The following is a 14,285-nucleotide window of genomic DNA, read 5'->3' on the forward strand; positions in this document are numbered from 1 at the left end:
TGTCAGAACATGAGCATTTTCAATCGTTTTCGATATAATTAGAAAAAATGCCAAATATCTAAGTACGTATGAATTTGAAAAAACTCTTCATTTTGTCTCTTGTCAGCGTGTTCTCAGGTTGTGCCGTGTACGCGGGTCTAAACTTCGATGAGCTGTTTGGCGAACAACAAGTTCGTGATCGCCAAACTCCTATCCTTTCAGCTCAATCGCAACACTTTCTCAACGAAGTTAAACCGATCATTGATAACCGATGTGTGGTTTGTCACGCCTGCTATGATGCTCCTTGCCAACTAAAAATGTCTTCTGTGGAGGGTATCGACCGAGGTGCAAGTAAAGCACTGGTTTATCAAGGTACGCGTTTAACGGCATCGGCTCCCACTCGCTTGTTTGAAGATGCGTTAACCACACAAGAGTGGCGCGACGCTGATTTCCACCCTGTACTCAACGAACGTATGCAGAACTCGACCGCTAACTTAGATGCTGGGCTTGTCTCTCGTATGTTGATTCAGAAAGAGAATCATCCACTTCCGGAGCAAACGCAGCTAGAAGGCTTCGACTTTTCAATCGATCGTGACCAGCAGTGTCCGACTATCGAAGAGTACGCTCAATATGAGAGAGATTACCCTACGTGGGGTATGCCTTATGGGATGCCTAACTTAGACAAGACAGAATACGCGACTCTGATGAGCTGGCTAGAAAATGGCGCTTTGATGAACGAACATATTCCGCTAAGTGAAGCTGAGCAAGAACTGGTTAATACTTACGAAAAGTTCCTCAACAAAAGTTCAAGAAAGAGCCAGCTTTCAGCACGTTACATCTATGAGCACTTGTTCTTATCACACGTTTATTTTTCTGAGTTAGGACAGCCGACACGTTTCTTCTCGATCGTTCGTTCTGCTACACCTCCTGGCGAACCAGTTAAGCGCATCACCACTCGTCGTCCTTATGATAATCCAAAAGTCCCACGCTTGTACTACCGTCTTATCCCTGAGCAAGGCACAATTGTCGACAAGACACACATGCCTTTCGCACTCAATGAAGAGCGCCTGCAAAACTGGAACACTTGGTTTGTTGATGCCGATTACACTGTAGATAAGCTGCCAAGTTACGATATTGATGTTGCCGCGAACCCGATGACCTCATTTGAGGCCTTGCCAGTAAACTCTCGCTTTAAGTTTATGCTCGACAACGCTCAGAACACCATCATGGCTTACATCAAAGGCCCTGTGTGTCGTGGTCAGTTGGCATTAAACGTGATTAACGACCGATTCTGGGTATTCTTTATCGACCCAGACAAAGCCGATCTTCCAGAGATCAATGCCTTTTATGCGAGCCAACGTGACAACCTTAAGCTTCCAAGTGAGCTTGAAAGTAACACGGTTCCTGCAACTAACTGGGTTAGATATTCAAAACAGCAAGCACGCTACCTAGAAGGGAAATCAGACTTTGCTAATAAATGGTTTAAGAATGGCGAGAACTTAACGACAGACGTTATCTGGGATGGCAATGGGACTAACCCGAACGCTGCCCTCACTGTTTTCCGTCACTTTGACAGTGCATCGGTTGTACAAGGCTTGGTTGGCCCTCAACCTAAAACGGCGTGGATTCTGGATTACGCACTTTTAGAAAGAATTCATTACCTACTTGTAGCTGGCTTCGATGTTTACGGAAACTTCGGCCACCAGCTCATCACGCGTATGTTTATGGATTTCTTACGTCTTGAAGGTGAAAGTAACTTCTTAACACTGTTACCAAAAGATGTACGACACCTTGAGCACTCAAGCTGGTACCAAAATCAAAGCGTCCAGTTGAGCGACTTCTTGCAACGTAATATCGCACCTTTTGATCAGCCAACTAGCGTGGTGTACAAAACGGCCGATCCAAAACGTGAGTTACTCGATAAGCTGAAAGATAAGCTGAGCCCAATACTTAATGACCGTTATGAGATCGTTGATACTGGCTTTAGCCGTAAAAATGAAGCACTGCTTAAACAGGTAAGCTTGGTGAAAGGTGAAGGCCTACGCCATGTCCCTCAACTCGTGATGATCATGATTGAAGGCGAAAACGGTGAAGAGCAGCTATTCACCATGATTCACAACAACGCTCACAGCAACATTTCTAGCCTATTTAACGAAGAGGGTAACAGAGATTACGCTAATGACGACTTAACGCTCGTCCGAGGCATTGTAGGCAGCTATCCAGCCGCTTACCTATCACTGACAGAGAAGGAACTTCCAACTCTAGTGAAGTCTCTACAAAACTTACAGACTGAAGAAGATTACGTGGCGCTGCTTGATAAGTTTGCCATCCGACGCAGCTCTAGTGAGTTCTGGCCATTCAGTGACCGTGTACATCGTTGGTACCAACAAGACCAACCAATTGAGTTCGGCCTGTTAGACTACAACCGCTTCGAAAATCGTTAGTCCTCAGATGCCGCTTTAAAAACAAAAATCCTCTGTCTTGGCAGAGGATTTTTTGTTTCTGGATGCGCGGTTAGACAGAGCTCAGCTTAGCCTAAGAAGCTCATTATGTGGCAGAGAACATTCTATATCAGACATGTTGTTGCAACGCCGCTAGAGAGTCTTTAACGAGCCCCGTTAATTCTTCAGAGCTGTTCTTGTATTGCGTTAATGGCTCACTGCTTATCTCAATGTTCTTACACAATTCAAACAGGGCTAATAGTCCTAAGCTGCCTGCCGACCCTTTGAGCTTATGAGCGAGCGATTTCACCTCACGGGCGTTCTCCGCATCATTGGCGTCAGCCATTTCTTTTAACGTTTCAAGGCTGCTTTGTTCAAATAGCCCGACAATCTGCTTCATCTTGTCCAAACCAAGAATAGACAAGTCGCCTTCTATTACTTTGCTATCAATTATCAGTTTGCTATCAGAAATGGTCACAGGACTTTCCTCTTGGTCTGGCTGTTTAACTTTGCTTTCGACTACTAGGTCGTTCTCAATACGCTTTTCACAAAAACTATCTTGGTTTCTTTGGCAGGTCGAATCATTCGGATCAGGCTGTGGCAATAGCAAGGTCTTGCCATCTAGCTGAGTCACTATCAGCCTTGCAAGCGCTTCTTTCTCCAAAGGTTTTGGTAAGAAGCCATCAAAGCCAGACGCCAAATAACTTTCTACTTCTTCATTAAACACATGAGCCGATACCGCCACCATAGGAGGCGCATACTGTGCAGTGCTCTCTGGTAAACAGTCTAAAGCAGATGCTTGAACCTCGATCTCTTTAAGCTGCTGAATAAGCTCAACGCCATCGCAGTCCGGGAGGTTGATATCAACAAGTGCAATATCAAAGACCTGTTCACTGTATATCTGACGAGCTTCTTGTCCGGTTGTGGCAATCACGACCTCATGCCCTAGGTTGTTTAAGAAGCCTTCGGCAACAATGCAGTTCACTGGGTTGTCTTCAATCAACAGCACTTTAGCGCGGATACAGGTTTCAACCACTGCAGCTTTAGTTTCGATTTTTTCACCAGCTTGAAGCGGTAAAGAGAACCAAAACTGACTGCCTTCCCCCTCTTCTGAATGAACGCCAATATCACCGTTCATTGCCAACATGATGCGTTTACTGATCGCCAGACCTAGCCCAGTGCCACCCGTTGTGTTTCGACCACTGTTGGTTTGGCTAAACGCATCAAACAAGCACTTTTGTTCGCTTTCATGTATCCCAACGCCCGTATCGGACACTTCAAACATGACGCGGTTTTCATCTTCGAGATCTAAGCTGATGAAGATGTCGACATCACCTTTATCGGTAAACTTGATTGAGTTACCAACCAGGTTATTCAATATCTGGCTAATACGGGTGACGTCACCACGCCAGTAGCGCTGTACATCGCTTTCAATATGGTAGCTAAAGCCAAGCTTCTTCTCGGCTGCTCGCCCTTCCATCAATTGATAGGTGTCTTGAACCATTTGATGCAAGTCGAAAGACGCAATCCTTATCTCAAGGTGCCCAGCTTCAATTTTAGAGTAGTCCAATACATCGTTGAGGATGGCTAATAAGTTCTTACCGCTGCGGTTAATGATGTCAGCATAGCCCGATTGAAGAGAGTTCAGCCCGGTATCTTTTAGCAAACGGGCCGTGCCCAATACCCCATTCATCGGTGTTCTGATTTCATGGCTCATGGTCGCCAAGAAAGCAGACTTAGCACGGCTCGCTTGCTCGGCGGCACTTCGCGCTTTGGCGTGATTCGTCACCTCGACGTTCAGCTTTTCGTTGGTTTGTTGAAGCTGGTAAGTTCGCTCTGTGATCAGCTCTTCAAGGTGCTCTTTGTGTTCCTCTAGCTCTCGTTTCGCTTTAGCCTCACCCACAGCCACCACTTGTAGCGCCTGCGCTGTGTTTCTTGCTGTGATGATTGCTTCACCCATGTGCGCAAGCTCATCATTACCTTTTACTGAGATATCAATATTAAGGCGCCCTTGTGCAATAGACATCAAGGCAGCAGAGTATTCAGCAAGGCGTTTCACGACCGACACATACACCACTCGCCATACAATAAACGCCACTATCACCAAGCCAATAATAGAAATCACAGAGAGCGACCATTGCGCGAGGCTTAACGTAGAAGTCAGTTCATCTACCGCTTTTTTCGTACTCAGGTTGGAGTCATCGATCAGTTGGTTTACCGTCATGTTCAGCTGTGAAAACAACTTCAAGGTATTCTGCATCAACAGCTCAGATTTTTTGGTGTTCTCATACTGCTCCAGAGAGATATCAAACACCACTTGGCGCTTTTGTAATTCATGGAGAAGCTGAGACATTTGCTCTGAACGTGTTGGATCCTCTACCGCTTTCACGCGGCGCACCATGACCCTATGATTCGTTTCAAACTCGGTCTGGATTTGGTGGATACGCTCAACATTGGTTACCGTTTGAGTTTCCTCAATTTGGTTAAGCATTTTAAACGCCAGCAAGTGCAATTCGTGTAGACGCTCTGATAGGTCAAGATCAACTTCCACCAGCGCATCCAAGGCTTGGTAAGCTTTATCGGTTTCTTTAGTTTCTAGCAGGTCATAGATATGGGTAACGTTAGCAACCGCTATGGTCGCCGTGTTCAGCACTTGAGTTCGAGTCAGCTGTTCTAGCTCTTCAGCTAATAAGCGCATCTCTTCAACGCGAGACGTCAGCTCTTTGGTTAGCCAGAGTTTACGTTCTACTGAAACGCCTAGTTCAGCTAGCGTGTTGATAACGCTCTGCACGTTATTTTCAAGTTTATGCAGCAGCTCTGAGTCGAAACTATCGACACCCAGGTCTTTGATGTGTTGCAACAAAGACTCAAGCTGATCAAACAACAGTGTGCCAGCCTCTTTTCTCTCTGCTTCATTTCTCGCATTAGAGAGGGTCTGCACAGACGAAATGATACGATTACTCAACTCAGACACCTGACGAGCTTCAATCATCGCAGGCAAAGCAGAATCGACGACGTTTCTTTCTGTTTTTGCAACAAAGCTAAATCCAGAAACACCAATCAATGCAGACAAAAGAACGAGCATCGCCATCACTAAAAATGAGGCCAGCAGCTTGCGTCCAATACTTGCTGAAGCTAACAACATAAAACCTAAACCTTAAAACGTTCTTCTTTACCCCTGCAGAATACGCTATATTTTGCAGTGTTTCTTATCTAAAACCAATAAAACGGCAATTCATGCGCACTAAATCCTTCGCGTCAAAACTTCTTTTATCTTTACTTGCGTTAACCGCCTCTTCCGCTAGTGCTGATGAGCTATTAAGCCCTATCAAACCGGCGACTGCGACGTCACAAAAAGAGAAGATCTGCGCCATCTACCCACATCTCAAGGATTCCTATTGGTTATCTGTGAATTACGGCATGATTTCCGAAGCCGAAAAATTGCAGGTTGAGCTACGAGTGCTAGAAGCTGGCGGCTACCCAAATATCGGCAAGCAAGCCTCGCAACTCGTGCTTTGCACTCAATGGGGTGCCGATGCCATTATTTTAGGCACAGTATCACCAGACGCCTATCACGATAACCTCACCGACTGGGTTGGATCGACACCTGTGTTTGCGACCGTGAATGAGTTAACACTAAGTAAGGAGCAGCAAAAAGTCTTGAAAGGCACGGTTGGTGTTGATTGGTATAAGATGGGCTTTCAAGTAGGTGAATACCTTGCCAAGCTTCATCCTAAAGGTTCAGGCGAAACGCCCATTGCACTCTTGCTTGGCCCTCAAGCGAGTGGCGGCACCAAACCTGTGGCGTTAGGATTCTATGACGCGATTAAAGATAGCGATGTAAAAATCGATGTGAGCTATTGGGCTGACAACGACAAAGAGCTACAACGCAATCTTGTACAACAAGTAATAGAACAAGCTCACGTAAAATACATTGTCGGCAGTGCCGTCGCGGTTGAGGCTGCAATCAGCGAGCTAAGAGCGGCAGACAAAACCGATGAGATTGGGCTGATTTCTAGCTACCTAAGTCACGGGACTTACCGAGGTTTACTGCGAAACAAGGTACTTTTTGCACCAACAGACAAAATGGTGGAACAGGGTCGCTTGTCGGTGAAACAAGCGGTGAGTTATTTACGAGACCAACCTTACGAGATGCACAGCGCACCAAAAATTGAAGCTCTGACCCCTGCAACACTCAAAGATCAAATTATTGCCGATTCATTGTCACCTTCTGAGTTTCGGCCGGTATTCAGTGTGAATCCATAGTGTTATATTGAACCAAGCACTCAATAACTATAAAAATACGAACAATAATTTAGGGAACATTCATGCAAAAAACAACGCGTACTATGCCAACGCATAAACATATCGCTCTAGTCGCTCATGACCACTTCAAACCTGAGCTTCTAAGATGGGTAAAAGAGAATAAAGAGAAGCTACAAAGCCACTTCCTTTATGCGACGGGTACAACGGGTTCTCTGCTAAGCAAAGAGACAGGTTTAGCAATCAAGAGCATGATCAGTGGCCCAATGGGTGGCGACCAACAACTTGGCGCTCTAATTTCAGAAGGCAAGATCGACATGCTGATCTTCTTCTGGGATCCACTCAATGCCGTACCGCACGACCCTGATGTAAAAGCACTACTGCGTATCGCGAGTGTTTGGAACATTCCTGTAGCAACCAACCGCGCTACTGCGAACTTCCTTTTCAACTCTTCACTACTTGAAGAAGAAGTTGTTATCGAGATTCCAGATTACGAAGCGTATCTGGCTGAACGAACCTAATTCTCGTTAAGACAGATGAGTACGTCACAGACTAAAAAGCCTGCTTAATCGCCTGTCTCTTGATCACAAGTCTGGTTAATCAAGAGACTTGGCGAGTTCATACCCTTCAAGGATGGTTTGTAACCTAAGCCATCCTTGCCATAACGTCTTTATAGAAGCGCGACCTGTTCGCTTGGTATTCTTCCAACCACCTAACCGAGCAATACCGTTGTAAGCCCATGATATATTAGGCGCTTCTTTCGGTAGTTTTTTGCTCTCCAACTTGAGCCACATTAACTTCCACGCTTTGCCTTTTAATACCTGCTCACAACTGCTCTTAGATAACTCGTCTGATTCATTCATAAACCTCAACTGGAGTAACCGAGTCGCGATAAAAGCCAAAACGACGCTGAGCCTTTCTAAGTTATCCTTACTTTGCATTCTCAGTTGCTCAACTTCAGTCCCTTCACTTTTCCAGACTTTATGAAAATCTTCTATCAGCCAGCGCCGCTCATAATAACTGACGATTTTGAGTGCCTCTTCCTTGCTCGTTATCGGCTCTGAAGTCAGTAAGTGCCATGCGAGCTTATTACCACTCTCTCCTTGTTCTATACATCCCACGTAGTAAAGCGGAATGTTATCGAACTCTTTCTTGTTAGCAGGAGACTTGAGTGTCACGGGGGCATATTTGATATCTAAATGAGCCTTGCGAGCTTTACGACCGCCTTTTTGCGGTATTTCGAGCACTTTCTCTCCGGCTGATAACAGGGTAGAAGCATAGCTATAAAGACGATTATCGTGCTCTTCAATACAGCGGCTTTGCATTGAGCGAACGAGGAACCTTTGTTGTTGCTCTCGCTTGTAAGTGAGGTATTCAAATAGGTCGGCTTCTCTATCGCACACAGAAATGACATCCGAAATTTTATCGCCAAGTCGCTCAGCGACATGGCGAGAGGCTTGTTCCCACTTATAACTTTCTTTCTCTTTGTATGGTCGAGTCGCATGCTGGTGCCTTTGACCTCGCTTTTCTATATCACGAGTCCAGCGCTGTTGTTCAATTAAACCAATAACAGATTGAGTGTCGGGAGCAAAAAGTAAGGTTGAGTGTACAAACATGGCGCGATGTCGATTGCCTTGATTAGAGTGCCCGAGTTCATCTCGAATGCTGCGATGGGAGTAACTGAGAGAAGTGGTGTCTTCTAAGGCAAGAAGTGTTTGTTGCTCTAATGCTTCTTGTGCGGTGACATAAAAACCCGCTTCTGCGATATCTTCTGCTTTGATTTGCTCATTACGGATGAAGCGATAAGCCCCTTCCATTTCAGCAGGGGATATAATGAGTTTCGAGACGGGTACGCCAGGCTGCTCGGCCAGTGAGGCTGCGAGAGCAACGAGTCTTTGAGTGCGTCTAGGGTCATTAAGGTGGGCTTGACCGAACTGTTTTTGTGCCCAAAGGGTTGGCTCTATATAGGTCATGATAATCATCCTTGTCATTGCTTAGATGATCAGATCATGATACCTAAAAATAGTTCAAAAAAAATCCCCAAGCGTGGCTTAGGGATTTGTGTATAAGAGACAGGCTTAATCGCAGGCTTTGGTTTATCTGAGTATAGATGTCATGAGAAAAGGCTATTTGTCACTCCACACTGCCATTTCGTTGCCACTTGGCTCGCGAAAATGAAAGCGTCGGCCACCTGGGAAACTGAATATTTCACGATTGACCTCTCCACCCGCATTAAGCACGTCACGTTCGGTCTGTTCGAGATCTTCACTGTAGAAAACCATCAATGCCCCGCCCTTTTCTGCATCAGAAGACAAATCAGCCAAGTAGAAACCGCACATTAACCCTTTACCTTCAAAAGCGGAATACTCAGGACCATAGTCCTCAAAGCGCCAACCAAACACTTGGCTGAAAAACGCCTTGGTCGCTGCAATATCTTTCGCGGCAAATTCGATATAGTTGATTGAACCATGTTCCATATGCATGTCCTTCTGCTTTATGTCTGCAAATAAAATACAGGCGAATGCGACTTAAACCCCTACCTAGACACCCTAGCTAGACGACTACTTTTTACGGACTATAGGGTAGTCGGAGCCGTGTAGCTCTTGTACGAAGCCAGAACCATCGCCACTGTGCGTGATCCACACTTTCTCTTTAGCACGTGTCATCGCTACGTAGAACAAGCGACGTTCTTCCGCGTATGGGAACACGTCTGACGATTCAGTCAATGCACCATCAATATGCAGTTGCTTCTTCTTCGCTGGGAATTGTCCTTCATCCACGCAAAGGATAATAACGAAGTCTGCTTCTTTACCCTTACTGGCGTGACAAGTCATGAAGTTGATATCAATGGAGGTGAAAATCTTCTTCCAGTCTTCCAATAATTCTGGCTTGTGATAGTGGTTACGACCAAGCAATAACACCGACTTGTTAGTTTTGCCTTTAGATTGACGGTTAAGTTGATCAAGAATCTTCTCAACTTCTTTACTTGGCGCACTGTATACCGCCTTTTGCTTCTGTTGCTTGAAGCTGTTCAGCTCTTTCGGCAACTGAATTGGGTTTTCCTGCACAAAGCGATTCGCCACAGCACCTAACTGGTTGTTGAAACGATACGTGGTATCCAGGTGATGAATTGTCGAGCTCGCGAAACGATCTTTAAAACCTGTAGTTAAATCAACGTCTGCACCCGCAAATTGGTAGATGGATTGCCAGTCATCACCCACGGCAAAAATAGACGCTTGGTGCTCCGCTTTAGACTGGTTACACAGTGCCTCTACCAAGGCAAGGCGATCAGGAGAGATATCTTGATATTCGTCGATCATGATGAACTTCCAAGGCGAGATAAACTTACCTTTTTCGACGTACTGAGTTGCACGGCTGATCATGGTCGAGAAATCGATATGGTTCTCTTCTTTCAGTGCCTTTTGCCACGCCGTAACACATGGCCAGCAAAGTGATAGTTCGCTGTTAAGACGTGTGTAATCGCGGTGGTCAATAAGCTGCTGCTGTACTTCTTTCTTGGTTAAGCCTGATGCGTTCAGCTGTTCTAGTTGCTTTTCAAGCCAGCCAATCAGTTTAAGGTTTGAAACGTGACTGCCTAGCTCGTCATCACCCGTCAGGTAAGCAATCGGCCATTTAGATAAATGCTTCTGCCAACGTTTGAAGTTGGTCGGCGTCATCCAGTGCTTCTTCAACCAATCAATACACCATGCTTGGCGCTGGTTATCATCAAGTACTAACGGAGAAATCACCACACGCTCGGCTTCAACCTCATTCAAGATCTTCAAACCCAACTGGTGGAAGGTATTCACTTGAACCTTCTCAGCGGACAACCCAATTTTACTGTCGAGGCGCTGCTTCATCTCTTCGGCTGCTTCACGACCAAACGCAAGCAATAAAAGCTCTTCGGCTTGAGCTTGGTGACTTTGCAATAAGTAAGCGACACGTGCTGTCAGAACACTGGTTTTACCGGAACCTGCACCTGCCAGAATCAGGTTATGGTCATCGTTCATCAAAACCGCATATTGCTGTGACAGGTTCAACGGCGATGACTCACACTGGGCAAACAACACTTCCCAGTTTTTTCTCTCGGTCTCAAGCCATTGCTGGTTTCTTTCCGCTTGTTTAACCTCGGTGTCTGACAACCACGGCTGCATTCTTGCGATGCGATTTGGCATACGCTGCGCAGCTTCGCCCAGAGTCATCGTCATACTCTCGAGGCCAGAGTTAACCTTCTCAACCCAAGTGTTGACTTTAGAATGAGGAAGAAAGGCTGGAAGTTGCTCTAAGCGTAGTAACTCAGCTTCCCATTGAGGTACGTGTTCAGCCAGCTGCTCACACTGTGTGTCGTGCCATTTCTGGTATGCCGCCACAGATGCACGTGCAAACTGACGACACTGGTCCCAAGGTAGACCTTGAACTAACCAACTGCGCTGCTTTCCGTCTTGTTGGTTAGCAAAAAACTGTAACGATCCCCAAAACAATCCGCGTTTGATCGCGATCTTGCCACTCCAAATAGTAAACGGGATACGTTCCTCACTTCCCACTGACGACAACAGTAGACGTGAACCATCGAGTTCAACCTGATGGTATTCATTTTGAATAAAAAATTGTGCAGTCTTGTTAGCGCTTAGCTGCATTGGAGTGTGCTCTTAATTGGGAATATTGAATTTATATCATGATGCAATGAGAATTAATAATATCTCATATCTTATCGACGCTTTCATGACCACCTATGGACAATTATGGATAAGTATCAAATTCTTGTGCTTGATTTCTGTTAGGATTATGGTTTTTAGTGCGTCAAGCGAGTGACTGTGGACTTTTCAGCCAAATTACGCCTCTATTGGGCGAATAAAACCATAAATTACAGCATATTAATTCTCATCACTCTGCTCGGAGTAGTCGTACCTGCTTGGTATTATGGACAGAACACACTCATCACCCCGTTGATTTTAGGTGTTATCGCTGCGGCATTGGCCGAAAGTGATGACAGCTTTACTGGTCGCTTAAAAGCCCTGACCCTAACCTTTATCTGTTTTGCCGTCGCCGCTTTTTCTATTGAACTACTTTTCGACACCCCCTGGCTGTTCGCATTGGGTCTATTTGCGTCAACATTCTCATTCATCATGCTGGGTGCAATCGGCCCTAAATACGCCAGTATCGCCTTTGGTTCTCTGCTAGTGGCCATCTACACCATGCTCGGGGCCCATGAGAGCGTCAACTTATGGTTCCAACCTTTGTTACTCTTAACGGGCGCAGCTTGGTACTACTTCATGTCGATGATTTGGCAAATCGTGTGGCCGATGCAACCTGTACAGCAGAACCTTGCTACGGTGTTTGACCAAATTGGCACCTACATGGAATCGAAGGCTGAGCTTTTCTACCCTGTTTCTGACCTTATTCCTCAACCACACCGCATTATTGAAGCCAAATTGAATGCGAGTACCGTGAATGCGCTCAACATGTGTAAAGCAACGCTACTTAACCGTTCTAAGCGCGGACACATTGATGGCCCAAGTGACCGCTTCTTAAACACTTATTTCATCGCACAAGATATTCACGAGCGTGTAAGTTCTACTCACTACCGCTACCAAGAGCTTGCCAAACACTTTGAACGTTCTGATGTGCTATTCCGCTTCAAATACCTACTGGAAGCGCAGGCAACAGCATGTAAAGAGGTGGCGAGCTCACTCAAGGTGGGCGCTGAGTATCAACATGGTGATAAATCAGTGTTAGCGCTGGATGAATTAATGTCTTCACTCAACCACCTACATCAACAAAATAAGCCCGAATGGAAGCCGTTGTTGAACCAACTGGATTATCTGTTCAATAACCTAGCGACCGTTGAGAAGCAGCTATCAAACATCAGTAACCCAGATGCGGAAAAGCTAGAGGAAGATGTATTAGACGACACCAACCCACATACGCTGTCGGCAATGTGGCAGAAGATCAAAGCCAACCTTCATACTGACTCTATGCTCTTTCGCCATGCCATTCGTATGGCAATCACATTGACACTTGGCTACGGGATCATCCAAGGGTTTGAGATCGAACGCGGTTATTGGATCTTGCTAACGACATTGTTTGTTTGCCAACCAAACTACAGTGCTACCCGCCAAAAGCTGACTGCGCGTGTTATTGGTACCGTTGCTGGCCTGTTGATCGGTGTGCCACTGTTGACCTTCTTCCCTTCTCAAGAAAGCCAGTTGGTATTCATTGTGATCAGTGGTGTGATGTTCTTTGCGTTCCGTATTAATAACTACGGCTTCGCGACAGGCTTCATCACCCTATTGGTACTGTTCTGCTTTAACCAGCTTGGTGAAGGCTACGCTGTGGTTCTGCCAAGGCTTGCAGATACCTTCATTGGCTGTGCTTTGGCGGTATTGGCAGTGGTTTATGTGTTACCCGATTGGCAATCAAAGCGACTACACAAGGTAATGGCTGACGCGCTGGACGCCAACAAAAACTATCTAGCGCAAATCATCGGTCAGTACCGAGTCGGCAAAAAAGACACGCTGAATTACCGTATCGCTCGTCGCAGTGCTCACAATAACGATGCGAACCTGACCGTGGCGATCAGCAGTATGTTAGTCGAACCTGGGAAATATCGTACTTCTGAAGATGAGAGTTTCCGCTTCCTAACGCTCAACCACGCCCTATTAAGCTACATTTCCGCTTTAGGTGCGCATAGAACACGTATCGACGACGAGTCGACACACAAGCTCGTTTTAGATGCTCACCGTGTCATCCATGAGCACCTCGACGCGCTCAATGATCAGCTTTACTCTCACTGCGAACAGTGTGAAGTCAAAAATACTTACGATCCTGATTTGGATAAACGTTTGAGTGAGTGGCGAGAAGAAGACGAAAGTTCTGTCAGAATGGTTCTACAACAGCTGCATTTGATCTATCGAATGCTTCCAGAACTGCATACGCTAGCAACCAAATTTGCAGTTAAAGTAAAAATCGACAAAGCGTTTGAAACGGACGCTTCTTGAACGAAGCACAAAGTACTGTAAAAACAAAAAGATAGCGGCAATCGCTTACCTTTTGATCATTTGTTAAATTTGTGGGTTGCTCTACCAATACCTATATTTGGGTAGGGCAACTCCTCACCTAGCCTTACTGCATAAGGGATGAGTCGATTTTTACATTGTCATGATTTTCTGACTTTGATTGACCAAGCCTTAACTTTGCTTAACATTTCTCGGACAAAAAGCGACCACAGAAATTTATAGTTGTCTTAGTTCTAGGAAACGACAAAATAAGTTTAATATTCTCTTAATCTTGTTTGATTTCTGGTTACAGTAGTCTATGCTCCTTGGAGCATATGGAATTGCAGCAAGGTCACATTATGAATACTCAACAGTTTGAAGCATTTAAACAGCAGATCCAGCTTCTTAACCCGGAGCAACTAAAAGCGTTGCAGGGTGAGATTGACGGTAATCTGGAAACAGAGAAAGAAACTCTGCTTACTGACGAAGAGCTAAATGCACTTAACGATCTGTTCAGTTAATAGACAGATATCACTATTTTAGCTTAAGTTCACCGTTTCACCGTAGATTTCCCCTTCTCAACATTGCGCTTAAAATATCGTCCACC

At 45.5% G+C, this 14,285-nt stretch carries 9 protein-coding genes; 5 read left to right on the top strand and 4 right to left on the bottom strand.

Features of this window, described 5'->3' with window-relative positions:
* Positions 1-68 precede the first annotated feature (68 nt).
* Positions 69-2,423, top strand: a complete 2,355-nt coding sequence (locus OCV52_RS18070) for a fatty acid cis/trans isomerase (protein ID WP_137408980.1) — start codon at positions 69-71, stop codon at positions 2,421-2,423.
* Between the two features lie 127 nt (positions 2,424-2,550).
* Here the strand turns inward: OCV52_RS18070 and torS are convergent, their stop codons facing one another.
* On the bottom strand, positions 2,551-5,565 hold the full coding sequence (torS, locus tag OCV52_RS18075; protein WP_137408979.1) for a TMAO reductase system sensor histidine kinase/response regulator TorS: 3,015 nt from the start codon (positions 5,563-5,565) through the stop codon (positions 2,551-2,553).
* A gap of 92 nt (positions 5,566-5,657) precedes the next feature.
* Between torS and torT the strand changes: the two genes are divergently transcribed.
* Together torT and OCV52_RS18085 are read left to right on the top strand one after the other, a co-directional pair.
* A complete protein-coding gene (torT, locus tag OCV52_RS18080) occupies positions 5,658-6,686 on the top strand; it encodes a TMAO reductase system periplasmic protein TorT (RefSeq protein ID WP_137408978.1) in 1,029 nt (342 codons plus the stop codon).
* Between the two features lie 62 nt (positions 6,687-6,748).
* Positions 6,749-7,204: a methylglyoxal synthase gene (locus OCV52_RS18085; protein WP_008218843.1), complete on the top strand. Its 456-nt coding sequence runs from the start codon at positions 6,749-6,751 to the stop codon at positions 7,202-7,204.
* Between the two features lie 75 nt (positions 7,205-7,279).
* Here the strand turns inward: OCV52_RS18085 and OCV52_RS18090 are convergent, their stop codons facing one another.
* The 3 genes from OCV52_RS18090 to helD form a co-directional block, all read right to left on the bottom strand.
* Positions 7,280-8,656, bottom strand: a complete 1,377-nt coding sequence (locus OCV52_RS18090; protein WP_102265919.1) for an IS4 family transposase — start codon at positions 8,654-8,656, stop codon at positions 7,280-7,282.
* Positions 8,657-8,809: 153 nt separating this feature from the next.
* Positions 8,810-9,160 (bottom strand): VOC family protein, encoded by a 351-nt coding sequence (locus OCV52_RS18095; protein ID WP_137408402.1) that lies wholly within the window; start codon positions 9,158-9,160, stop codon positions 8,810-8,812.
* Positions 9,161-9,244: 84 nt separating this feature from the next.
* Positions 9,245-11,320 carry a DNA helicase IV gene (gene helD / locus OCV52_RS18100; protein ID WP_137408401.1) on the bottom strand — a complete coding sequence of 692 codons (2,076 nt, stop codon included), beginning with the start codon at positions 11,318-11,320 and terminating at the stop codon, positions 9,245-9,247.
* A 177-nt stretch (positions 11,321-11,497) separates the two neighbouring features.
* Between helD and yccS the strand changes: the two genes are divergently transcribed.
* Together yccS and OCV52_RS18110 are read left to right on the top strand one after the other, a co-directional pair.
* Positions 11,498-13,681, top strand: coding sequence for a YccS family putative transporter (gene yccS / locus OCV52_RS18105; protein ID WP_137408400.1), 2,184 nt, complete (start codon positions 11,498-11,500; stop codon positions 13,679-13,681).
* A gap of 332 nt (positions 13,682-14,013) precedes the next feature.
* Entirely contained in the window at positions 14,014-14,199 is a 186-nt protein-coding gene (locus tag OCV52_RS18110; protein ID WP_061031158.1) for a hypothetical protein, read from the top strand.
* Positions 14,200-14,285: the final 86 nt, after the last annotated feature.

The organism is Vibrio chagasii (genome assembly GCF_024347355.1).
GTDB lineage: Bacteria > Pseudomonadota > Gammaproteobacteria > Enterobacterales > Vibrionaceae > Vibrio > Vibrio chagasii.